The organism is Nitrospira sp. (assembly GCA_037045225.1).
Classification (GTDB): Bacteria; Nitrospirota; Nitrospiria; order Nitrospirales; family Nitrospiraceae; genus Nitrospira_A.
Genome location: JBAOHZ010000009.1, coordinates 3360693 through 3382952 on the forward strand (window position 1 = coordinate 3360693; position 22260 = coordinate 3382952).

The following is a 22260-nucleotide window of genomic DNA, read 5'->3' on the forward strand; positions in this document are numbered from 1 at the left end:
TGGGTTTTTGTCTCTATCTCTTGAAGACTCACAAGGGAGCCTAAGCCATGTTCAGCGGTATTGTCGAAGAGATGGGCGCGGTCTCCATACTAAATAAGGGGCTGGCCGGCACGCGACTGACCATCATGGCCTCGACGATCATGAGTGACCTCGCTATCGGGGCCAGCGTGAGCGTCAATGGCGCCTGCCTGACGGCGGTCACCAGAACCGACCATGACTTCTCGGTCGACGTCTCGCCTGAAACCCTCTCGGTGACCACGCTCGGGGGCCTCTCCTCCGGTTCGCCTGTGAATCTGGAACGCGCCATGAAGTTGAACGAGCGTATCGGCGGGCACATGGTGTCCGGGCACGTGGACGGGATCGGCGCCATCCGGAGCCGGCATCAGGATGGAAATGCGCTGGTCCTTGAGATTGAAGCCCCAAAGGAGATTCTGCGCCTCTGTGTCCCGAAGGGATCGATCACGGTCGACGGGATCAGTCTCACCATCAACGACGTGACCGAACGCTCCTTTGTCGTCTCGATCATTCCTCACACGGCGAAAGTCACGACGCTCGGGTTGAAACAGGTGGGCGACAAGGTGAACCTGGAGTCAGACCTGATCGGAAAATACGTCGAGCGGTTGCTCCAGGAGCGCGGTATCCTCCCGCTCAAGCCAGCTCCGGTCATCGATACGGATTATCTGAAGCGGCGGGGATTGCTCTAGCCACGTGGAGATGCCAAGAGTCCTCGCGCTGCCGTAGCGCTTCCCATCACTTCGTCTGAAATGCCCTCGAAGCGTCTCGTCGCCCGCGGGGCCATGTCATGCGGCCCTGAAATCATGGCGCCTGTAAGGCCTCCCGCAGAATATCGTTATCGAGAACGATATCGCCGATCTTCTGTTTCAATTTCTTGATCTCCTCGTCCTTTACGGCCTCTTCATCCTTCGGCCGGCTCCGGAGCGCATTCTCGGCTCCCAGCAGAAACTGCTCCCGCCAGCCCTCCACCTCCGCGACCGTCAGCCCATGCTTCGGCGCCGCCTCAGCCACGCAGGTCTCGCCCTTCAGGATATTGACCTCCAATGCGACCCGTCGTTTGGCCGTCGATCGTTCGATTGGCTCAGTCAATGCGGACGCCATCGCCACCTCCTCAATCCTCTTCGGACCATGTTGTAGGGATCGTCTCAATTTCAAGGGAAGCAGGATATACGCTTCAAATCGGACTACGGCAGAATAAAATTATTGAGATGCATGAAGAGTGGATGATGCAGCGGGGGGATGGGTGAGGACGATGCCGGCGCGGGCATGTCAAAGAGCAGGGGGCCCTACGATCATCTCGCTCAACGGCTTAGTGTATGAAGCCTTGGTTGGAGGAACGTCTGGCATGGGAGGACGCTGTTTGGGCCAATGGCAATTTATTCACGGGCAGTTGGATGAGACCGTGTAATCGGGCAGGACTCCACAATCTGCATGTCCATGACCTCCGCATCCCTTCACAGGCTGGCTAACCCAATGCAGTGTCGATTGTGCTGTGATTCAGACACTGAAAGGCGAGCCACTTCCGGGATCGGCGAAGTACTACATTGACAACTGGGATGGACGATTACGAGATGCGGTGACGCGCTTGGAGTCGTTCACTCGGGCCCTTCTAAGTGTCGAAAAAGCGGCACAGGTGCCACCATCCTACGTAGAAAAATCTCTAAGTGCGCGATTAATGGTGCCGAGGGACAGAATCGAACTGTCGACACCAGCCTTTTCAGGGCTGTGCTCTACCAACTGAGCTACCTCGGCATTTCGGTAGGATGCGTGGAGGGGTTCCTGTCTACAGGATCACCGAGGAAAAATCAACTCTCGATGTTCGGTGTGGCGGAGAGGGCGGGATTTGAACCCGCGACAGGCTTTTGACCTGTGCCGGTTTAGCAAACCGGTGCCTTCGGCCACTCGGCCACCTCTCCGCAAGTCGCTACCCGCAGAATTCCTATGGTGTTTTCGTTCCTAGATTTGTCGAATACGAAACCTCTCGACGAAGAGGGGGGATCATACCCCAGAGCAGGGAGCGCACTCAAGTCATTCTCGCGAATGATTTTGGTGTCGAACGGAACGAATTTCCAGTGAGTGGGCGGCAGGGCGACTACGGCTTACTGAACTCTCTGAGGATGTCGATGAAGGTTGTGTGCCACCGTGCGAGCAGGTTTTTGCGACCGGTGTGGTCTGGGGTGTGCACCGATTTTGTGTAGACTGATTTGGTCGATGAGAGAGAGCGAGGGGAGCTGGTTAGTGACCCTGTTCTCCCCATGTCAGGTGGGTCGATTTCGGCAGATCGGATCACTCCGCTCGTCAGGAGCATTCGGAGTGCGTGGGTCTTTTGTTGGGATGGCTTGCGGATGACTTTTTTCGAACTGGCCATGGACCCTCAGGGTGCGATGTGGTGTGGGTAAGCAACGTGGGCGAATGAGACCAACTACATCCAAAGAATGCGGCCTAGTTCTTCGTCGAGTTCCTTGGCGTGTTGACAGTGGCTGCAGCGGGCGAAGAGGCCGTCGGTACCAGGTGAGGTCTGGGAGCGGAGCACCAGCTGATATTTGTGTCCTCCGCAGAATGGGCAAGCTTTGCCTTGCAGTTCCCGGCGCACCGTCCCGATTCTTCCAACCTGTTTGTGCATAGTGCCTCCAGTCATAGGGGAGAGTCATGCGTGAGGACCCGCCGGCTAATCGAGGCGGGGTACAGTGACTCGTGCATGCTCAACCATACCCAGCAAGCGGGTTGAGGAGAATACCGTGGAGGAGGGGAGTGCGAGTTATCAAAAGAGGGGTGGTGGACTGTCAGTGAATGGTTGATGGGGGATGGTGATGTTTAAACAATAAGGCATGGACCATGAATGATGTGGAGAATTTGTAATGAACCGCGACGCCCAAGGCGCCGGACTATGAGGTGGCGGTCGAACGATAGCGTTGAGCGAGTGGTAGGGCTTTGGGGGTGAAGGCAGATCCCACCAGGAGGATGCTGGGACCTCTTGCCGCTCTGGGTGGGCACAGCCAGAGCGAGCACCTCCACCCTTTATCAATCAACCATGCCGGCAGGTGGTCCTGCAAGTGCGTAATTGTTCGGAGGTGCCCCCGTGAGAATGTGGGAGTGCATCCGGATGGCGCACTCCCGTTCTCGGTGGTCATTGGGCTGTCACAAAGGGCGCTGGAGGAGCCTCACCGGCTCACTATTCGGCTGCCCCTAGACACATGACCTTCTCACTCCAAGCCTGCTCCGGCGTGCGTCTTTCGATATAACCGGCTAGGAAACGGAGGCGAGTCTGGTCATTTTCGGACATTCGAATGAATTCGATCCCCACTTGCGTGCCACTAACCCAGCGGACGGCAGCCAACTTGATCTGAAGGGGCGTCTTACTGGTGGCGAAGCAGAGTCGCAGGTCGACATATTGGCCGACCTTGAGCTTCATGCAGGTTTTGAGGAGGCACCCAGGCACAGAGAGGTTGACTAGCTGTCCCTGCCCCATCATGCCGTCACATGAGAGAATGCAGGTGCTTTGGACCGGTTCACGCTTGGTGTATCGCTGTTTCACAATGCCTCCCGGTTAGGTGTGCCCGTGTTTCTCCGCTGTCTGAGTATATCTTTAGGGTGTAGGATGTCATGCCGCGAGCGGTGTACCCCGAATGGGGGGGCTATCGAGACTTTGCTTCAGAACCAGTGATTGGGGGCGGGTTCTTGTTGTTACTCCAAAGCTTTCTTCGTACTGTAACCTCTCTATCCTGACGCCTCCTGCATCTTGATGTCCCTGGCGCATTTTGCAGGAGCCGGTATGGTGGCTGTCGGCGATTACGCGATACCGTGCGATGATCGGCGAGAAGCCTTCGATGCCATTCCGAATTCTGAACGGGAGGCGTTATGGCAGAGCTTGGAGGTGCGTGGAGAGGAGGATCGTTTGGAAGAGGCTATTTAATAGGCTCGAGAGCGGGATTTTCTCTCCCCCGAAGAAGCTGAGGCCTCGATCGGCTCCCTCAAGCTCGGCTATGCCCTGGCGAGGAAGGCCGCGCGGTTCTTGACCGTGACCCGATCCAATCCGATTCAGGCATGGAGGGTGTGAAAAAGTTGGCGAGAGTTCAGCCTGACTTTAGCCACAATTCAGGCTCAAAATGCCAAATTTGCTGGGAATAATTGTGGCGGAGGGGGCGAGATTTGAAGCCGCTACAGTGTCAGAGACTATAGAGCTTGACCGTATCTCATTGGTTCGTTCTCAATCACTTACAGAGGAGTCAGAGGCAGACCAAGAACCGGTCAAACCTGATCGGACACGATAGTTCTGCCACAGTTTAGCCACACTCATACAAATCCATCAGGAAGATGGTCGTATGACTTTGATATGTAAGGTATGCGTTTTCCGTTTCAGGTTATTGCCCTGGATTGAAAAGGTTAGATCGAAAGCATCGAGTGAGTCAGGAACTGTGATGTCTACCGCATACTTGAATGGTCCACCCGCTATATCTATGGGAGCAATATCGACTACGTTGGGTCCGCTGAATTGGTACTCATTGTGGCCGTCTCTCTCTCCAAATCGGAAGTCAGCATGGTCTACAAAGACTTTATTGGGTATCGCGACAATCCGAACAAGCGGCCTGCTGATCTCGATGTTCCCTTTATTGCTGACAAGAAAAATCACTCTTCCCCACTTCTTGTTGTGTTCAAGAGGGAAGTCGAGCGGTGGTTGTTTTTCAATGGCCTCTAAAGGGCTCGGGCCGGCTTTCGTCTGGATGGCCACTTCAGCTATGGGTTTTCTGGATTGCCGTTCTTCTTCTTGTTTTCGTTGCGCTTCAAGAAGGCCCAGTTGGGCTTTCGATGTCTCAAGATTCTTGGTCTGTATCTCCTGTTGGACCTTAGAGGTTGCCAGACTCTTACTCAATAGCTCTTGTTGGACCTTAGATGTTTCAAGGTTCCTGGTCAGTATCTCCTGTTGCTGGGTTGCGGCATCGACGACTGCCTGTAACTGTTGTCTGCTTGCATCCAAACTTTTTTGTTGTTCCTCACTATCTTTGACTGATTTCTGGTAGGCGGCGATAGCCACGTAAAGGGAAACGAAAGCAACGGCGAGGCCGACCATTGTGAGTACCGCAGTCAGTAGATTCGTAATATCGCCAAGCGCGAGTGAGCCAAATTGAATTGCTGGTAGTTTTTCCCATAGCGAGAAGATGAGCAAAGCGAGAGAGAGAACAAAGAGTATGGAAGAAACGACCAAGAGCATCGGTTTAATCATGGAGACAGTTGAACGAAAGCTGCGGAGGTGCTCTTACAGTGGAGCGACGGATTTATCAAGGGGAAAAGGTCAGGGCCTTACGGACGCAGATTAGCAAACGGCGAATTGCTGATTCGCAGCCTCAAGATCTGTGGAGGTGAGTCTTAGCCGCCAGCCCTTTTAAGGGATACTGGAAACGTGCAAAATCAACGCATTATCAAGAAACAGCGCTGCAAACCGTGGCATTGTGTGTCTTTTAATTACAATGAGTCGGAAGGTGAGGTTCCAATTAGTCGTATTTGAGCAGGCCTTTCACGCAGGCTTGCTAGTCAAGCGATTATCTCGAAGGCCAGCCCGCTGGAAAGGATGGACAGCTAGGCCGTAGTGAGGTCGCCATGCGCGAGGGCGGCTCGTACGAGCTGCGCCGCATTGGATGCTTGATACTTCCTCAGAAGTCGGTGACGCACCGCTTTTATAGAATTCAGGGATAGGCCGAGCTGTTCCGCGATTTGATTCGTGTTCTTCCCGGACCATAGCCCGTCCAGGATGAGCCGTTCGCGCAAGGTCAGTGTTGGTTGTGGTCCCAGCCGAAACACCCTCTCCGTGCCTCTGATTCGTGATCCCATGCGTCCTCCTCGTGGATAGCTATGCCCGTCATATCGTGACCAAACGAAATGGTCAATCAATTGTGGACATTCGTCAAGGCTACCGTCAGCACGAAAATCCAGTGCGGACGCATGTTCTCACAAGTCGAGCAGGTCACGATTATGTGTGACACACTTGCAGCCGTGAGACAAGAAGCGTATCGTTTTATCCGACCAATAACCCCTGGATGTCAGTACCGTCTTGGGTTCTACGGTCCTCAATTGATCGCTGGTGAGGCAATGGGAGCGCTCGAACCATGATTATCGTGAATGACGTGATGCGCGACGCCACGGTTCGTGGGGTGCAATTGATCCCCGGCGGGCATCGAGTCGTGCTGGAGGTGGTCGCCCAAGAGCTGCCTTTCTGGCAGGACATGATCGCGAGCAAGCGGCCACTGCATATCGAGGCCCTCTTAGAGATCTCCACACTCGCCACCAACGACACAAACCTCAAGAGCCTAGAGGGCTTCTATGTCGCAGACATGCTCCCGAAGAATGATCCTGCCCACCTCCACGTCCGGTTGACGTCAGCGGATTCCCCGCGACCAGTGGAACGCCGGTTCGAGCAAGGCGATTGACGCAAAGCGCCGTCCACGGCGCGCCGTTACTCAGGATCACGGCAAGACACCGGCCAACCACGGCTCTGAGAGGTGCCGAATGGTGAAGGTGGACGGGTGGGTGAGCGAAGCGGTTGTCACCAATGTCGATACGGAAGTTGAGGGGACGATTGGCATGCTGTTTGTCGATCTCGACGCCCCGATCAGCGAACTTGCGCACTGGAGGGGTGGCCATCGACTGTGCGTGGAAGCGAGATGGCAGCCGAAGTATTTCCCTTTTCCGCTTCATCCGTCGTTGATCGAAATACTAGGGTCCTGTTCTGTTCAAGGTTCATTCATCGCGCATCTGTATACCCTTAAAAATCGTCTCTCGATTTTATTGCAATCTGCCGGAGAATTGAAGCCGCTGGAAGGTAGAAGACCAGGGGAGACGATGTGATTAGCGAACAAATCTCCTATATATCAATCGAATGGGAGTATTCTGGCCGGTACGATCTTTAGTGTTCCTAACCTTCAATGCCCCTCAATTTTTTGCGGGAATTATCCGACAAGGATCTGACACACTTTTGTGCCTGCTCCGTTTCGATCAAACGCGCGAGTGGAGGATTCCTTGACCATTCTCATCGTAGAAGACAACCTTGTATGCGCAAAACTGGTCGAGGGGTTACTCCAAAAGGCTGGTTATCAAACGCTTGTGGTCAATAACGGTAAAGAGGCGCTGGAGTTGCTCCCTACGCTATGTGACATCCATCTTGTCATCACGGATTATCTGATGCCGGAAATAAACGGTATCGAGTTGATTCAACAGTTGAAAATGCTTCCCGGATTGAAGGACATTCCATCCATCATTCTCTCGGCTCATTGCGATATCCCTACCGCTAAGCTAGCGCGAGGTTTGCACTGCAATAGCATTCTCGTCAAACCAGTAAGGAAGGAACAGTTGTTAGAGCGGGTGGAACAGGTACTGAGCGTCCAACCCCTGGTGTTGCGTACCAAGTTTGATGTGTGCGACAGGTTACAAATTGGTGACGAGGAGTATCAGGAGCTGAGTGATACGTTTGCCAATCAGGTAAACGAAACCATTCCCATGGTAGTTCTGGAGGATTCCACATCTAACGAGCCGATTTCCGGAGCACTGAATCAAACACTCGTCGCTCTGGCGGAGAGCGCCTCTCTACTCGGCGCAGAAAAGTTCTCAAGCCTCTACGGGAGGCTTCTGGCCGAGGACGCGTTGACACAATCACAGCTTTCTGCCTTGCTACGGGCATTGAAGGAATTAGCCTTGGAGTTCTTGACGCGTCGTTGTTCGAAAAGAATAAACGAGCCAGCCAAACCCTCGCCTCCAGAAGAATTGTCCGCCGCCTAAGTCCCGATTCGTGCTTCACAGCCCCTTGCGCAGATGCAGGTCTGACTGTTCCCAAATCTTGCCTCTCACGCGACGTTCATCAGCTGCGGTACTGGAGTTTCAACGATCCCGCTGCTGCACCTGTCAAATAGCGAGGCGAGGGCTTCCAGAGAGTGTGGGACGAAATCATCGAGCGGCTGTGGCTATTTTTAGTTGTGTGATTCGCACACATCGTTTCAACTAAAGTAGGACAATGGACCCCGACATTCGCAGGCGACTTCTGTGGGTACAGCTCTATCAGCGAACTGGTAATGCCGGCCTGGTCTGTCGACGATGCGGGGTCTCTCGCCCCACACTCCGGAAGTGGATTCGCCGGTTTCATGAGGGAGGAGAGGCCGGTCTCCTCAGTCACAGTCGCCGCCCCCTGCGGTCACCCAATCGGCGTGTGTTCGAGAAAGAACGACGGCTTATTCTCAGCTTGCGAGTAGAGCGTAAACTGGGAGCACGGCGAATTCAGAGCGAACTGCGGCGCCATCATGATCTCAAGCTCTCGTTAGACTCGATTCACAAAGTCCTAACCATCAACCAAGTTCCTCCGTTGGTGCGCCCGGCGCGGCAGAAGACGCGACATCGGTATGCTCGGCTCATTCCCGGGGACCGCGTGCAGCTCGACACCTGCAAGATTGCTCCGGGGTGTTACCAGTACACGGCTGTTGACGATTGTACGCGGTACCGGGTGCTGGCCGTCTTTCGTCGACGCACGGCGGCAAGTACGCTGGCATTCTTAGAGCGTCTCCTAGAGGAGATGCCGTTTCCGGTGCAGCGGGTTCAGACCGATCGAGGCCGAGAATTCTTTGCGGAGTCGGTCCAACAGTGGCTGATGGACCATTGCATCAAATTCCGTCCCATCAAGCCCGCCTCACCGCATTTGAATGGCAAAGTGGAGCGCTCTCAAAAGACCGATCGTGAGGAATTCTGGGCGACCGCTGACCTGAACAGCCCTGACCTGGAATTGCGGGTGGCCGAGTGGCAACACTATTACAACTGGGATCGGCCTCATGGATCGTTAAATGGCCAGACACCCATCGAGATGTTGCACACAAAGAGCGAGGACACGCCGTTTTGGGATGACGTTGAAGCGAACTACGACCCTGGCAGGGAGCGCTTCCAGGTGGCTCACTACCAAACAGACTTGGCGCTCAGGCGGCACGTCCAAGCGCAGCACCAGGCTGGAACAAAGTGAAAGGATGTCTACGAATCACACATTTTAGTCGATGTGTCACAGGTTCCGATTGCAGCCTTGGAATGCCACCCTACCAACCCTCCTAAAGTGAAGCGACTGACGTAACCGCTGCGGACCTTAGGCACTTTTCGGGAGAACTAGAGCCGTTTGGACCTGCTTGGAGTTTTTCGGCCCTAGCGCAAATTTTTGCAGTATTGTGCCGTAATTTCGACCGCGGCATCACGGTCATTAGCCTCACCAAGGTTCCCTTCGACCTATTACGGCCTCATGGTTATTTGAAGACGAAAATATGAAACACCGCCACCAGAGCGGCGTTGTATCATCCCTTACTTCCAGCTCGCTCTTCTGACAACGTTTTTGCATAGCCGTCACTCGCCGCTTGTCGTGCTCTGAAGAACTCATTGAGGACGCTGACGTAGTGTCCCTTACTGTCCCCTGCTGTCCCCTAGTGTCCCCGAACGGGCCTCTTTCACCAGCGCGCGTCGATGCGTATGGTGCAGCCATGCCTCGAGCGCCGAAACGAAAAGGAGACGTGATGGAACAAGCCTGGTTAACCGTCGATGAGTTGGCCGCCGTCCTCAAAGTCAGTCCGAAGTCGATCCGTCGGGCGTACCGCAAGGGTGAAATTCCGGTGGATCGATTCTGCCGGTTCGTTCGCTTCGACCTGGAGAGGGTCAAAGAGGCTCTCAAGGCGAAGGGGGATAGACCATCCTTTGTGTTGCCCAAGAAAACTGTGGGACAGCGCAGCGCGACCGGCGGCGCCAGCCGGCGGCGCGCGCAGCAGACCCGCCCCCGACTAGGTAAGACGGGGGCGTCTATAGCTCAAACGCCAAGGAGGAAGAAATGACAGGTTCTGGAGGATTCACTCAGACCATCGATTGGCTCGCCTTCACGCTGCCAAAGGCTGATGTGAAGGACGTGATCACGCTGATTGGTGGCGACTGGTTCCAGAGTGAGACCGGCTTTCGTGGCTATCCCGTGGCTCAACTCATGACCCAGGGCAAGACAGGCGTGGGCAAACTGGGGACGGGTGCTCCTCGCAATCCGAAAGAAGTGCATGTCGATCTGTCCGCCGGAATTGTCTCCCAGTGGGACGAAACCAAGCTGAAGACGGTCCTCGCCTGGATCTTCGCCCAGAAAGGCCATGTGACCCGCATCGATGTGGCCCTGGACGACCGGGAGGCGACGGTCGCAGTCGAAACCGTCCGCCAAGCCGTGGAGGCCGGACAAGTGGTGAGTCGATCCAAACAGTTCAAGGTCATCCAGGCTTCGAATCATCGCCAGGGAGTCCGAACCGGAGAGACGCTCTATTTCGGCAGTCGGGAAAGCCAGAGCATGTTGCGGGTCTATGACAAGCGCTTGGAACTGAAAAGTCGTGGCCGGGAAGACGCGGAATCCTACGGAGTCCGGTGGGAAATGGAATTTAAACAGGATCGGGCTCAAGCCTGTGCCAAAGCCTTGTTGACCTTGGATGCCGAAGATTGGCGGGCCTTCTTGGTCGGGGTGCTCCGCTCCTATGTGGATTTCCGAGAGACCACGCGAGAGGCCGAATCGTACGAGAAGTATCGCGCTCCGCTCTTGGCTTGGTGGGAAGGCTTAACCGAAGGCTTTAGGCGTTGTCGGCTCGTGGTCGAACGCATTCAGCAACGGCTTGATGATGTCGTCGCGTGGTTCGCCAACGCCCTCAGCCCCATGCTCGCCGTGATCGTGGCCTGTCGCGGTGATCAGTTTTTGACGGAGATGATTTATGCGGGCACGAAACGATGGAACCAGAAGCACTATGCCCTGTTGAAGCAACGCAAGAAGGTGGTGACGCCCTATGTGCTTCATCTCAAACCTCGTCCATGACTACGTGTATATCCGCGCCTGTCCGGAGTGTAAGGCCGCCGGAGCCTGGGGTGAGTTTCGGAAGGGAAAGTTGTTTGTGATCTGCACCACCTGTCGTTTCCAATTTCAATTGCTGCCGAAAGTCCGGCGTGCGGGCCGGGGCGTGTGGGTCAGGCGCAGAGCTGATCCGAGTGTCTTTTCACAATCAGGAGGGTCGGACGATGCAAGTCAAAGCAGAGGGCGCGGTGCAGGGGTATGTGGAGCGGAGGAGTCGGGAGGGCAAGGTGTTTCGATCGGTGGATCTCTATGTGAAGGGCAAAGATCCGGGAGTGCTGCGGTTGGGCATTCCGGAGGATCAGATGTCACTCATTGAGGTCTGTAAGCAAGCCGAGGGCAAGCAGGCCAAGGTGTCCATCGAAGTCCGGAAGTTCGAACAGACGGGTCGGGTGTTCTTCGATTTGTCTGCGCTGGAAGTGCAGAAGTAACAACAAGGGAGGAAGGCCGGTGGATCTCACGATTATTTTAGTCGCGGTCTTATTACTGGCCTTCCTCACTGGCTTGGGAGTCGGACGATTGTGAAATTGCTTTCCCTCACCAGCTATCTGACGGTCATCTGGGGCCTCCTTGTCTCGTTTTGTCTAGCGCCCGCTGAATCCCTCGGGCAAACCGCCACGCAGTATTCAAGGGTCGTCGCCCAAGCCGAACGCATTGCCTATTTGGCCGCGCAACGGTCTACCCTGGCGAGTCAGGTTGCGACCGCCGCGCTCGCGCCCTCGGCCACCTCAATGGCGGTTCGCATGGTCGCCGGGCCGGTGGGATGGGCGGCTTTGGGTGTCAGTGCCGGCCTGGTCCTGGCCCAGATGTATTACTCCCAGTCTGATCTCTCAGCCGTGAAAACCGCTGCATCTACGCCAGGCGGCTGGCAGGTCGCCAGCACGAATGCGGGCGTGCAGACGTTCCCAGGTCTCGGGACGAACACGCCCGGCAATCCGGCCTATCCCAATGCGACCATTCAATTCAGCGCAACCAATGTCCCACTGTGTGCGGTGGACACCGAGTATCAGCACGACTGGGTGGTCGGGCCCTTTCAGAGCCTCAGCACGGCGGTCTTCTTTACCGGCAACTTCTTTGTGAATGGTCCTGCCGTCGGCGGCTATAGCCTGTATGTCTGCCATCGAACGGGGATTCCCGGTTCCACCTCACCGATTCAAGATGCCGTGATTCCGCCGACGGAGCAACAGATCGCGAACTTCGTCGGGGGTCTTCCGGCTAGTGATCCGAAGTCTGTCGAAGCCCATACAAATCCGGTAGGCACCACCGGCAGCACGCAGCCGGCCGATACCACCATCTCCCAAGCGGTGACACCGACCGAAATGCCGACGACCGTGAAGCCGAAGCCCGTGCCCATCGGAGACATCGTGGTGGCAGACAACGTGCCGCCTCCGACCAGCACCCCGCAGCAGAATACCCAGCAGCAAACCACGACCACGACGACGACCACCACGCAGAACCCAGACGGCTCGACGACGCAGCAGGAAGAGAGCCAAGCGACGACCTCCTGTGCCGTCGGTTCACATGAGAACCGAACCTTCGGGACAGTGCTCCAAGCGCATCAAACCATCTGGGCCACGAGTGGCCTGCTCGGGACGCTGAATCTCTTGAAGTCGCTCACCTGGCCTTCGACCTTGCCGGTGATCGCGTTACCGTCGGCCTTCTTTGGCAGCCAGCAGGTCGATTTCAATCAATGGGCCTGGTTCTTCACGGTCCTGCGCACCCTCGTCATTGCAACAGCCTCCATTGCGGCCTATCGCATCATCTTCGTCGGAGGAGGCCAGACCACATGACGGCCATTCTGACGCTGATCTATTGCTGGCTGCAGGAGTTCTTTTTCTCACTCACAGATTGGGGCCTGGGGATTTGGGATTCATTGCTCTCCGTGGCGGACAGCACGCTCGCCACCATTGGCACCGCAGGCCTCACCCTGCCGGTGATTCCCGATCAATATGCGTGGGTGCTGGGCGCGACGGGCATGAGCCAGGCGCTGGCCATCGTGGCGAGCGCCATGGGCACCCGCTTTATTCTCCAAACGATTCCCTTTGTCCGGTGGGGCTCATGAATCAACTTGTCGTGGGGTGGGCCTATGCCTGGACCGTGGTCTTAGCGCTGTGGATCTGGGTCTATCTCAGGAGTCTTCGATGATCGAACTGTATGAAGGCGTGCCAGGCTCGGGAAAGTCGTATCACGCGGTCTGCGAGAAGTTCTTGCCCTGGGTGAAACAAGGCCGACGACTCTATATTGCGGTGAATGGCATTTATCTGGATCGACTGTCGTTGTTCACGGGCATTGATCTTCCAGTCCTTGAACAACAGATCACGCTCTGGAAAGACTCGGCCGAGGTCCTCCAGGCCTTTCCCTATGTCGAGCCTGGTTCGGCCGTCATCATCGACGAAGCCCAGACCGTCTTTCGGTCCATGCAGAAGGTCGAGCCGGGTTTGCTCCGGTGGCTCGAAACCCATCGGCATTACGGCGTGGACATTCTGCTCATGAGCCAGGATTTCCGGCAGATGTCGCAGGGTGTCACTCGGCTGATTGAAGCGACGGTGAAGTTCAGAAAGCTGAGCTTTGTGGGTCTCTCTAAAAAGTATCAGGGCAAGGTCCGAGGGAACCCCGAAGACAATGAGCTCATCCGCGCCTTCGTCGGGACTTACTCGCCAGCGATCTACGCGTACTATTCGAGTTACGCGTCGGCGGCGATTCGGGAAGAAAAACGGAGCCATACGGTCTTCAAGTCGGCACGGGTGGCGATCGGCATTGCCGCAGGACTGTTTGCTATCGGTCTCATGGTCTGGCGGCCCTGGTCTTCATTGAGTGCGAGCAAGGCAGCCTCGGCAGTTGGATCAACTCCTGTCCCAAGCACGACCGTTGGAGCGCCAGTCTCCGCCTCAGGCAGTCTGCTCAACCCATTGGGAATATCTCCGTCGGCACCAGTCACTCCGACTCCACCGAAGCGGACCGTCCGCATTCTCGGCGGCGCGGGAATGAGCAAGAACCGTCAAGGCTGGCGCTACTTGTTGGATAGCGGCGAGATCCTCACGGCGGCGCAGATTACTGGTCGGTATGGGCTGTCGGTCTCGGAAGTCTATGAAGAAGGCTCGATGCGGCTAATTGGCGAAGGAGTGTTCTATGGACCTGCCGGCGATTGAGACCATGACCTATTTCACGGCGATTTTCTGGCTCGGCGGCTTTGCCGTCGGCCTGATCATCAAACTGATTTTGCCTCAGAGTTAATTCTGCCTCAAAGGCCTTGAGGCACTCGACCGTCGGCGAGGGTTCCGGCGGCGTGGGTGGGCGTGACCACCACCAGCAGAAGGAGGTGCCGTATGAAGGGATGGGGTTGGGTGAAAGGGCTTGGGGGACTGCTCATGGCGTTCGTATTCGCCTTGGGTGTCCCGGCGCTGTCGCAGGCGCAGTTGTTTCCGGTGTCGGCGGATGTGGCCACGGTGCGGGCCGATCTGCTCTTGTGGGCCACGGCCTTGATTGGCGTGGCGTTGGCGATCTACGCCTTTAAGCGCGTGCGCGCGATTGTGGGCTGAGAGAAAGCCCATCGAGGCAGGCTGGCAGCAGCCTGCCTCCTTTTTTCGCATCACATGACAGCAGGAACAGGGTGACGACAAAGGAGTTCGAGGATGACGGCGCAACAAATTCAAACCATTGGCAATGCGTTGGCTGCCGACCTGGTCGCCTGGGGCACCGCCGCTATCGGGCTTGCCTTGGTGGCTGCCGGGGCCGCCTGGGTATTGCGGCTCCTGCGCTAAGCGCCGGGCCAGCCTTGGTCAGCAAAGCTGTAGTAGCGTTCTTCGGCAAGGATCAGATGATCGAGGAGCGTAATCCCAAAGAGGTCACCAGCCTCGCGCAGCCTCTTGGTCAGGGCGCGGTCTTCGGGGCTCGGCGTGATATCGCCAGAGGGATGATTGTGGGCGCAGATCCAGGCACCGGCATTCATCAGGATCAGCGGCTTGAAGACCTCGCGAGGATGAACAATGGTCAGATTAAGCGAACCGGTGGACACGACATTGATCCCGATGAGCCCATGCTTCGCGTCCAGGCCACAGATCAAGAACTGCTCCCGGTCCAGACCGGCGAACAAAGGCCGGAGGATCGCCGCCGCGCCTTCCGATGTGTGCACCAATTCCGCCGCTGGAAGGACACGGCCCTCTCGGACCAGCGTGACGCGATATCGAGGGATGCCGTATTTCCGAACCGGGCTCAGTGGCCGTCCACCGTTCGAGGAACCGAGAGAGCTATCAACGGACATGTCCGCCTCCTTCAGAAATTATGTTCTAGCCCCACCCTTCACAAACCAAGGGTGGGGCGTAACGAAGGAGGCGGCACGGGGCTCTCGCAGCGGGCAGGCCTGGAGGGGCGGAGACCGGGACGGAGGGGACCGGGAAGGCCTGCTCCGCTGCTCCCCGGCCCCGGGTCGTACCAGCTGATAGGCTCAGTCTCTATAGTTAGGTGGGGGAATGTGCGCGCAGGTAGCAGGCGGGAATATCGTAGGATTTTTCCGCGCTCCTAAGGGAACACGCTGGGCCTAGGCTTAAAACAAATATTGAAGGCTGTAAGAACCATGGATGCCAAAGAGATTTGTTCACAACTTGAAGAAGCCATGGCAGAGATACAGACATCCGAACTCCCAATGATCTTAGGGGAGTTGGAAAGAATCAAAGGCACTATTTTAGTGAGGATTGTCCTTCAAAAACCTCAACGTTCGGTCGATGATTTGCCTCACCAAGCGAGGTTTCTCACCGTTGATGAAGTGGTCGAACGCTTCCATGTCTCTGCCAAATGGCTGTACCGCCACAAAAAGCAACTTCCCCATAGCCAAGCATCACGCAAAGTCTTATTATTCCCAGAAAAACCACTCCTCCTGTGGTTTCAGAAACGAAGTTAGGAAAACTCAAAATGAAAACCAGAGGTTTAGGTTTTGTATTCCGACGTGGGAATATCTGGTGGATTCAATATAATTTTCGCGGCCAGCGGTATCGAGAGTCGGTGGGGTCCTCAGTCAGATCGGATGCCGTAAAATTATTGCAGCGGCGCATGGCAGAAATCGGCAGTGGGCGCTTACACGGCCCGGATGTTGAGAAGACGACTTTCCCGGACCTTGTGCAAATGATCCGTGATGATTACGCGATCAATCAACGTCGATCAGTCAAACGACTTAATACGAGCCTTAGGGCACTTGAACCAGCTTTCGGTCGCCTGCGTGCATGTGACATTACGTTGGATCGGCTTAACCGGTATGTGGCTGATCGTTTGGCGCGAGGGATTGCTCCGGCAACAGCGAAACTCGACATGACGTACTTGCACAAGATGTTTCGTCTAGCCGAACGTGCTGGTAGAGCGATCGTGCCTCCGTTTCCGCTTATTTCGGTTCAGAATGCCCGAAAGGGATTTTTCGAACGATCCGATTTTGAATCCGTTCGGTCACATTTGCCGGAAGCGTATCGCGGGGTTGCTACCTTTGCATACCTGAGCGGATGGCGTGTGCCGAGTGAGGTTCTGACGCTGCGATGGTCTCAGGTAGATTTCCAGGCCGGAATGGTTCGGCTGGAACCGGGAACCACTAAGAACGATGAGGGGCGGACTCTCCCATTCAATGCCCTCCCAGAACTAGCCCATCTACTGCGGTCACAATGGGATCACGCTGTATCCTTGGAATTGGAAACAGGACAGGCCGTGCCATGGGTATTCTTCTGGAATGATCGCAGGACCATCAAGCCAATTCACATCAAGGCGTTCTATCGGCGATGGCAAACGGCATGCACCTTGGCTGGCGTTCCGCAGCGCATTCCCCACGACTTTCGCAGAACCGCCGTGAGGAACTTTGAAAGAGCAGGGGTGCCCCGTTCCGTGGCGATGAAATTAACGGGGCACAAGACGGAGGCGGTTTATCGCCGCTATGCGATCGTCTGCGAGGCTGATCTCATGGAAGGTGTGAAAAAGTTGGCGAAACTTCAGCCTGACTTTAGCCACAGTTCAGCCACAATTCAGGCTCAAAACGCCAAATTTGCTGGGAACAATTTGGCGGAGGGGGCGAGATTTGAACTCGCGGATAGGTTACCCCATCTCCGGTTTTCAAGACCGGCACGTTCGGCCACTCCGTCACCCCTCCACACCAGGCCGGAAACACTCGGCGTCAGGATCGTTTGATTGTCTGAATTCCGCCCATGTAGGGCTGTAGGACGGTCGGGACGGCTACCGTCCCATCCGGTTGCTGATAATTTTCAAGAATGGCGACGAGGGTCCTTCCCACCGCCAGCCCGGATCCGTTCAGTGTGTGCACGAATTCTGGCTTGTTCTCTTTTTTTCCCGCCTTTGCCCTGGAACGAATGTTTGCCCGCCGCGCTTGGAACGCTTCGAAATTGCTGCAGGACGAAATTTCACGAAAGGTCTGTTGGGAGGGTAACCATACCTCAATGTCATAGGTTTTTGCTGCAGAAAATCCCATGTCGCCTTGGCACAGAGTGATCACTCGATAGTGCAATCCCAACCCCTGGAGAATGGCTTCAGCGTGCGAAGTTAATCGTTCCAGCTCGTCATAGGATTGCTCCGGTTTCGCGAAGGCGACCAGTTCCACCTTATTAAATTGATGGAGACGAATGAGGCCACGCGTGTCTTTGCCGTAGGATCCTGCTTCCCGTCTGAAGCACGGTGTATAGGCGGTATACCGGAGCGGCAGCACTTCTTCCGCCAGGATCTCTTCCCGGTGCAGATTGGTCACCGGCACTTCCGCCGTCGGAATCAGGAACAGCTCTTCGTCGCGTAGTTGAAACAGATCTTCTTCGAACTTCGGCAATTGCCCCGTTCCGGTCATGGCCGCACGATTCACCAGCAGCGGGGGTTGCACCTCCCGGTAGCCATGGTGTGTTGTGTGCAGATCCAGCATGTAATTGATGAGCGCTCGTTCGAGGCGGGCTCCCAACCCGGTCAACACGGCGAAGCGGGCTTTGGCCATGCGTACCGCGCGGTCGAAATCCAAAATGCCGAGGGCCTCACCCAGATCCCAGTGAGACAGTGCCGGCGTCGTGAGCTGTGGCGGCGTTCCCCATCGGCGCACTTCAATATTGCCGGTCTCATCCTGGCCTGGCGGCACGGAGGCGTGCGGGAGGTTCGGAATGCGCATCGCGATATGGGCCAACTGTTCTTCCACGGCCCGAAGTTGTTCCTCGTGGCCCTTGATGGTCTCTCCCAGGGCCTTCATTGCCGCCATGGCTTCATCGGCCGGCTGTTTCTCGCGTTTCAGCCGGGCGACGTCATCCGATCCCTTCTTCAGCTGGTGCCTCAGCTCTTCGACCCGTATGGTGCAGGTTCGACGATCTTCCGTGAGTTTTCTCAGATCTTCCCACGCGACATCCTTCCCGCGTGCCCCCAATTGGTCACGGAGGCTGTCCAGGTTGTCTCGTAATACACGAAGGTCGTACATAGACTCTCCCCTCTGAAGCGGCGAGAAATCTAACATTCGATGCCCGCGTAGTCAATGAAACTGGTCGCTGAGTGAGGCCGGGGTGCGTCGGAGGAGGGCAATTGACAACGGGTGGGCAGGGCGGCACCATAGCGGCCGTGAAACTGGTCTCCAATCCACCCAATCGCTTTGAATCCACGCAGCGTGAGACGCTTGAACCGTCGGCGCCTGTTGAGATTCAGTTGTTTGAAGACGACACCCACGAGATTTTGAGCCGGAACGAGAGCCCGGACCTTCCGTTTCGATGGAGCGTCAATCCCTATCGCGGTTGTTTCCATGCCTGCGCCTACTGCTATGCCAGGCCATCGCATGAATATTGGGGATTCGGCGCAGGCACCGACTTCGAGTCAAAGATCGTCCTGAAGCGACGCGCGGCGGACCTGCTTCGGCAATCCTTTGAGAAGCGATCCTGGAACGGTGAGCTGATTGTATTTTCCGGCAACACCGACTGTTATCAACCCATTGAGTCCAGGCTCGGTCTGACGCGGGCCTGTCTTGAAGTCTGCGCTGCCTACCGGAACCCGGTGGGGATCATTACGAAGGGGGCGCTGCCGGTTCGTGATATCGATGTGTTCAGGCGGCTGCAGGAACACGCCTGGATCCGTGTGTATTTTAGCATCGCCTTTGCCGATGACGAGACGGCTCGTCTGGTCGAACCGCAAGCGCCGACCATCAGCAAACGGTTTGAGGCGATGCAGATCCTCTCGGATGCCGGCATTCCCACGGGGATATCCGTGGCGCCGATCATTCCAGGCTTGAACGACGACGCCATTCCCGCGTTGTTGTCACGGGCACGGGCCGCGGGTGCGACGTCTGCGACATGGAGCCTGCTTCGGCTGCCAGGAAATGTGGAAACGGTGTTTCTTGACCGCATGCGGGTGCTGTTTCCCGACCGTGTGGCGAAGATCATCCATCGAATTCAAGACGTGCGAGGAGGCCAGTTGAATGAGGCTGAGTTCTTCAGCCGACACCATGGCGAGGGGACCTACTGGCGTTGTCTCGAACAATTGTTTGATCTGGGCTGCCGTCGGGCGGGCTTCGCCAAGGACGACCGGCCGGTTCCCAGAACCTTTCGTCGCCCGCAGGCGCAGCAATCATTGTTCGCTGAGGAGGAGTCGTCGTGAGTCATAACCCAGGTTTTTTGAAAGTCGTCGAGGAAGCCAGGGGACGGGTGCGTGAATGTACCGCTGCCGACGTCAAAGCCAGGCTGGATCGTGCTGAACGGTTCCATTTCGTCGATGTCCGGGAGGATGACGAATATGCACAGGACCATGCGGCAGGGGCGATCCACCTCGGCAAGGGTGTCATCGAGCGAGACATTGAAACGGTGCTACCGAACAAGCAGGAGCCGATCGTGTTGTATTGCGGCGGTGGGTACCGATCGGTGTTGGCTGCGGATAGCATTCGCCTCATGGGCTACACCAATGTTATTTCGATGGACGGGGGAATCAAAGCCTGGCGCGCAGCCGGGTATCCCATTGAGAAGGGCCGGCGTCTGTAGCACATGTCGTTTTCCAGGCGCGAATTGTTTCATAACGCAGGGTTCGGTTTGCTGTTACTTCCGGCCCTTCTACGCTCGCCGAGGACCATTCTCGGCCACTTACTGTTCGATCCGGATGGCCCTCTCGTTCCGCTCAAGCCCATTCCCGAGAATCCGTTTCGGCGTCACGGCCGGTCGGTCGTGTCGATTGTCTACGGGAAGGATCCCCGCCGTATGCTTCCGCGCGCCATCGATTTGCTCGGAGGCATTGAGGGTTTGGGGATACGCGGCAAACGTGTGTTGTTGAAGCCTAATGTGTTGAACGACCAGCCGCCCCCTTCGACGACCAACCCGCACGTAGTTGCAAGCATGGCGGAGATAGTCCGGGCGAACGGGGCGGCCGATGTGGTGGTGGCTGATGGTTCGGGCATCATCCGACTTCCGACGTCCGCCAACCTCACGAGCACGGGGATGCGAGCTGCGGCGGAAGCGGCCGGAGCCCGCGTCCTGGCGTTGGAAGATGAACCTTGGGTGAAAATCGAGGCCCCTGAGGCCAAGGCCCTCCGGCAGTTTTATTTCTCACGACCGGTCTATGAGGCCGACCTGGTGATCAACATGCCGGTGATCAAAACCCATCGGTTTGCCGAATATTCCTGCAGCCTGAAGAATTTCGTCGGGGCAGTTCATCCGCGGTATCGACCATCCGTCACGTTCTGGAGCGGAGATTGGCACGAACGAATTGCCGAAATAAATCTGGCCGTGCACCCGGCGCTGACTATCGCCGACGGGACGACGACTATGATCGAAGGCGGCCCCACGTCGGGCACGCCGTCAAAGACGGATCTCGTGATTTGCAGCGGTGACCGGGTGGCGGTGGATCTGGTGGCCATCGCGTTGTTGCGGTCCTTCGGTACCTGGCCGAAGCTCCAAGGCAAGCGAATCGGGGATCAGCGACAGATCAAACGTGCAGCGGCATTGGGATTGGGTGTCGGATCGGGTCAGGAGATCGAGTTGGTCACGGAGGCGGTAGATCCGGCTCCACCAGCCTTCAGTCGGCTGGTGGAGCATATTCGGCAGGAGCTGGTCAGCTCGTAGAGACTACTTGTTCGTGCGGTCGAATTCTTTGATGACCTGCTCGGTCAAATCGATGGTGTCTTTGTTGAAAATCACGATCTTCACGGTCTGCTCGCTGCCCTTGTCCAGCACCAGCTGATACCCGTTCTTATCGGCGACGGCCTGCGTGGCCACGGCGATTTTCTTCATATACTCGTCGACCAGTTCCTTTTGCTTGCCCTGCAGCTCCTGATTAAACTCCTGGGCGCGCTTCTGGTAGTCCTGAATTTTGGCGCGGAAGGAGGTTTCCTTGTCTTTCTTCTCCGTCTCGGTCAACTTGGAGGCCTGCTCCTTGATCTGCTTTTCCGTATTGCGTAGCTCTTCTTCGTCCCGGGACAGCAGCTTTTGGCGTGTCGCCACATATTCCCGCAACCCGTCCAGCGCACGTTTGCCGGCCTTGCTTTTCTCCAGGACGACTTGGGGATCGATGACCCCCATCTTAAATTCTGCCGCCGGACTTGTTGAGAACAGGCCAAGAGTTGCTGCGATGAGCACTCCGACTATTGCCGCGCGGCGGCCTGCTCCTTGCCACTTCACACCCATTTCGGAACTCCTTTCGCCGAAAAAATGTCGTGCTCCAAACCTCGGGAGGATAGCCGTCCGTCGTGGTTGTGTCAAGGAGGGCGCCGTCGAAGGCGCAGGCGAATTGACAGGAGGGAGGCCGGTGGCTATAAGCCTGACAACGCCTACCACCGTTCGACATCCCGCTCGGTGTTCCCGCCGAGCGGGTGAGAAAGGATACTATGCTCCCTTCGGAACAACAGTCGGCCCATCGACTTTTCGTACTCGCGCTGCAACATGAGGCCATCGCCTGTGGGCGCGACGGATGCCCAGGACCGGTGGAAGTCACGGATCAGTCCCAGACGAGGGATCGAATAAAGACCTTTGACCTGCGCTGTGAGCGGTGCAATTGGCACCATACAGTTGCGGGACATGAGCAACTTGCTCCACCTTGGGACAACGCAACCCTGGAACTGATGGCCGACAACCATCTTATGCATCAGCAGCCGGTCTGTCCGTTCGACGAGACGCCGGTTGTGTTTATCTCGATGCCCAATCCGCGCCGCAAGGCCAAATATCGAGTGGTCTGTTTTTATTGTGGCAGAGAGATGGTCATGGATTGGCCACCGTCCGAGAGTAAGCGGTAGCGATTCAGAGAACCGGCGAGGGGCAAGGAGGCAGGGGCGCTAGCCAGGATTATTCATGAATGCCGTCGCGAGGCGTTCGAGACGGAAGCCCGCCGAGGCTGCTCGCACGCAAGGCCGACGCAGGCGTACGTGAAGTCCGTCGAGGAGGCCGAACGAGACCAGC

The 22260-nt window shown here is 56.5% G+C and carries 26 protein-coding genes and 3 tRNA genes; 19 read left to right on the forward strand and 10 right to left on the reverse strand.

What is annotated here, in order from left to right; genetic code table 11:
- Positions 1-47 precede the first annotated feature (47 nt).
- Complete coding sequence (locus V9G17_16755) at positions 48-704, forward strand: riboflavin synthase (protein MEI2754246.1); 657 nt, start codon at positions 48-50, stop codon at positions 702-704.
- A gap of 112 nt (positions 705-816) precedes the next feature.
- On the opposite strand, the gene V9G17_16760 is transcribed toward V9G17_16755, so the two are convergent.
- The 4 genes from V9G17_16760 to V9G17_16775 form a co-directional block, all read right to left on the reverse strand.
- Positions 817-1116, reverse strand: a complete 300-nt coding sequence (locus V9G17_16760) for a hypothetical protein (protein MEI2754247.1) — start codon at positions 1114-1116, stop codon at positions 817-819.
- 575 nt (positions 1117-1691) lie between these two features.
- A tRNA-Phe gene (locus V9G17_16765) sits at positions 1692-1767 on the reverse strand.
- 73 nt (positions 1768-1840) lie between these two features.
- Positions 1841-1931 (reverse strand) — tRNA-Ser (locus V9G17_16770).
- 1256 nt (positions 1932-3187) lie between these two features.
- Positions 3188-3550 (reverse strand): PilZ domain-containing protein, encoded by a 363-nt coding sequence (locus tag V9G17_16775; protein MEI2754248.1) that lies wholly within the window; start codon positions 3548-3550, stop codon positions 3188-3190.
- 237 nt (positions 3551-3787) lie between these two features.
- Between V9G17_16775 and V9G17_16780 the strand changes: the two genes are divergently transcribed.
- Complete coding sequence (locus tag V9G17_16780; GenBank protein ID MEI2754249.1) at positions 3788-3928, forward strand: hypothetical protein; 141 nt, start codon at positions 3788-3790, stop codon at positions 3926-3928.
- Positions 3929-4321: 393 nt separating this feature from the next.
- On the opposite strand, the gene V9G17_16785 is transcribed toward V9G17_16780, so the two are convergent.
- Together V9G17_16785 and V9G17_16790 are read right to left on the reverse strand one after the other, a co-directional pair.
- Positions 4322-5236, reverse strand: coding sequence for a hypothetical protein (locus tag V9G17_16785; GenBank protein MEI2754250.1), 915 nt, complete (start codon positions 5234-5236; stop codon positions 4322-4324).
- A 353-nt stretch (positions 5237-5589) separates the two neighbouring features.
- Positions 5590-5841 (reverse strand): helix-turn-helix transcriptional regulator, encoded by a 252-nt coding sequence (locus V9G17_16790; GenBank protein MEI2754251.1) that lies wholly within the window; start codon positions 5839-5841, stop codon positions 5590-5592.
- Positions 5842-6116: 275 nt separating this feature from the next.
- Between V9G17_16790 and V9G17_16795 the strand changes: the two genes are divergently transcribed.
- From V9G17_16795 to V9G17_16850, 12 genes are all read left to right on the forward strand, one after another.
- The gene (locus tag V9G17_16795) at positions 6117-6437 is read left to right on the forward strand and encodes a hypothetical protein (GenBank protein ID MEI2754252.1); all 321 of its coding nucleotides are present in this window, start codon (positions 6117-6119) and stop codon (positions 6435-6437) included.
- Between the two features lie 79 nt (positions 6438-6516).
- Positions 6517-6855: a hypothetical protein gene (locus V9G17_16800; protein ID MEI2754253.1), complete on the forward strand. Its 339-nt coding sequence runs from the start codon at positions 6517-6519 to the stop codon at positions 6853-6855.
- Positions 6856-7026: 171 nt separating this feature from the next.
- Positions 7027-7782 carry a response regulator gene (locus V9G17_16805; GenBank protein MEI2754254.1) on the forward strand — a complete coding sequence of 252 codons (756 nt, stop codon included), beginning with the start codon at positions 7027-7029 and terminating at the stop codon, positions 7780-7782.
- Between the two features lie 232 nt (positions 7783-8014).
- Positions 8015-9004 (forward strand): IS481 family transposase, encoded by a 990-nt coding sequence (locus V9G17_16810; protein MEI2754255.1) that lies wholly within the window; start codon positions 8015-8017, stop codon positions 9002-9004.
- Positions 9005-9539: 535 nt separating this feature from the next.
- Complete coding sequence (locus V9G17_16815; GenBank protein ID MEI2754256.1) at positions 9540-9851, forward strand: helix-turn-helix domain-containing protein; 312 nt, start codon at positions 9540-9542, stop codon at positions 9849-9851.
- A complete protein-coding gene (locus V9G17_16820; protein ID MEI2754257.1) occupies positions 9848-10852 on the forward strand; it encodes a replication initiation factor domain-containing protein in 1005 nt (334 codons plus the stop codon). Before V9G17_16815 ends, V9G17_16820 begins: the two co-directional genes overlap by 4 nt.
- Positions 10853-11052: 200 nt before the next feature.
- Complete coding sequence (locus V9G17_16825) at positions 11053-11316, forward strand: hypothetical protein (protein MEI2754258.1); 264 nt, start codon at positions 11053-11055, stop codon at positions 11314-11316.
- Between the two features lie 90 nt (positions 11317-11406).
- On the forward strand, positions 11407-12675 hold the full coding sequence (locus V9G17_16830; GenBank protein ID MEI2754259.1) for a hypothetical protein: 1269 nt from the start codon (positions 11407-11409) through the stop codon (positions 12673-12675).
- A complete protein-coding gene (locus V9G17_16835) occupies positions 12672-12947 on the forward strand; it encodes a DUF2523 family protein (protein MEI2754260.1) in 276 nt (91 codons plus the stop codon). The genes V9G17_16830 and V9G17_16835 overlap by 4 nt, the downstream gene beginning before the upstream one ends.
- A 79-nt stretch (positions 12948-13026) precedes the next feature.
- A complete protein-coding gene (locus V9G17_16840; GenBank protein MEI2754261.1) occupies positions 13027-14034 on the forward strand; it encodes a zonular occludens toxin domain-containing protein in 1008 nt (335 codons plus the stop codon).
- Positions 14035-14211: 177 nt separating this feature from the next.
- Positions 14212-14424 (forward strand): hypothetical protein, encoded by a 213-nt coding sequence (locus tag V9G17_16845; protein ID MEI2754262.1) that lies wholly within the window; start codon positions 14212-14214, stop codon positions 14422-14424.
- A gap of 93 nt (positions 14425-14517) precedes the next feature.
- Positions 14518-14646, forward strand: a complete 129-nt coding sequence (locus V9G17_16850; GenBank protein MEI2754263.1) for a hypothetical protein — start codon at positions 14518-14520, stop codon at positions 14644-14646.
- Here the strand turns inward: V9G17_16850 and V9G17_16855 are convergent.
- Entirely contained in the window at positions 14643-15146 is a 504-nt protein-coding gene (locus tag V9G17_16855) for a JAB domain-containing protein (GenBank protein ID MEI2754264.1), read from the reverse strand. The two genes, V9G17_16850 and V9G17_16855, sit on opposite strands and share 4 nt — an antisense overlap.
- A gap of 312 nt (positions 15147-15458) precedes the next feature.
- On the opposite strand from V9G17_16855, the gene V9G17_16860 reads away from it, so the two are divergent.
- Entirely contained in the window at positions 15459-15782 is a 324-nt protein-coding gene (locus V9G17_16860; protein ID MEI2754265.1) for a hypothetical protein, read from the forward strand.
- A 1134-nt stretch (positions 15783-16916) separates the two neighbouring features.
- On the opposite strand, the gene V9G17_16865 is transcribed toward V9G17_16860, so the two are convergent.
- Together V9G17_16865 and serS are read right to left on the reverse strand one after the other, a co-directional pair.
- Positions 16917-17006 (reverse strand) — tRNA-Ser (locus V9G17_16865).
- Positions 17007-17030: 24 nt separating this feature from the next.
- Complete coding sequence (gene serS, locus V9G17_16870) at positions 17031-18317, reverse strand: serine--tRNA ligase (GenBank protein ID MEI2754266.1); 1287 nt, start codon at positions 18315-18317, stop codon at positions 17031-17033.
- Positions 18318-18418: 101 nt separating this feature from the next.
- Here serS and V9G17_16875 point away from each other — a divergent pair, with 101 nt between their 5' ends.
- From V9G17_16875 to V9G17_16885, 3 genes are read left to right on the forward strand one after another with little or no spacing between them, the layout of a single operon-like run.
- Positions 18419-19480, forward strand: a complete 1062-nt coding sequence (locus V9G17_16875; protein MEI2754267.1) for a PA0069 family radical SAM protein — start codon at positions 18419-18421, stop codon at positions 19478-19480.
- Positions 19477-19857, forward strand: coding sequence for a rhodanese-like domain-containing protein (locus V9G17_16880; protein ID MEI2754268.1), 381 nt, complete (start codon positions 19477-19479; stop codon positions 19855-19857). Before V9G17_16875 ends, V9G17_16880 begins: the two co-directional genes overlap by 4 nt.
- A gap of 3 nt (positions 19858-19860) precedes the next feature.
- Positions 19861-20931, forward strand: a complete 1071-nt coding sequence (locus V9G17_16885) for a DUF362 domain-containing protein (protein MEI2754269.1) — start codon at positions 19861-19863, stop codon at positions 20929-20931.
- Positions 20932-20934: 3 nt separating this feature from the next.
- Here the strand turns inward: V9G17_16885 and V9G17_16890 are convergent, their stop codons facing one another.
- Positions 20935-21492, reverse strand: a complete 558-nt coding sequence (locus V9G17_16890; GenBank protein MEI2754270.1) for an OmpH family outer membrane protein — start codon at positions 21490-21492, stop codon at positions 20935-20937.
- Positions 21493-21692: 200 nt separating this feature from the next.
- Here V9G17_16890 and V9G17_16895 point away from each other — a divergent pair, with 200 nt between their 5' ends.
- Complete coding sequence (locus tag V9G17_16895; protein ID MEI2754271.1) at positions 21693-22097, forward strand: hypothetical protein; 405 nt, start codon at positions 21693-21695, stop codon at positions 22095-22097.
- Positions 22098-22260 lie beyond the last annotated feature (163 nt).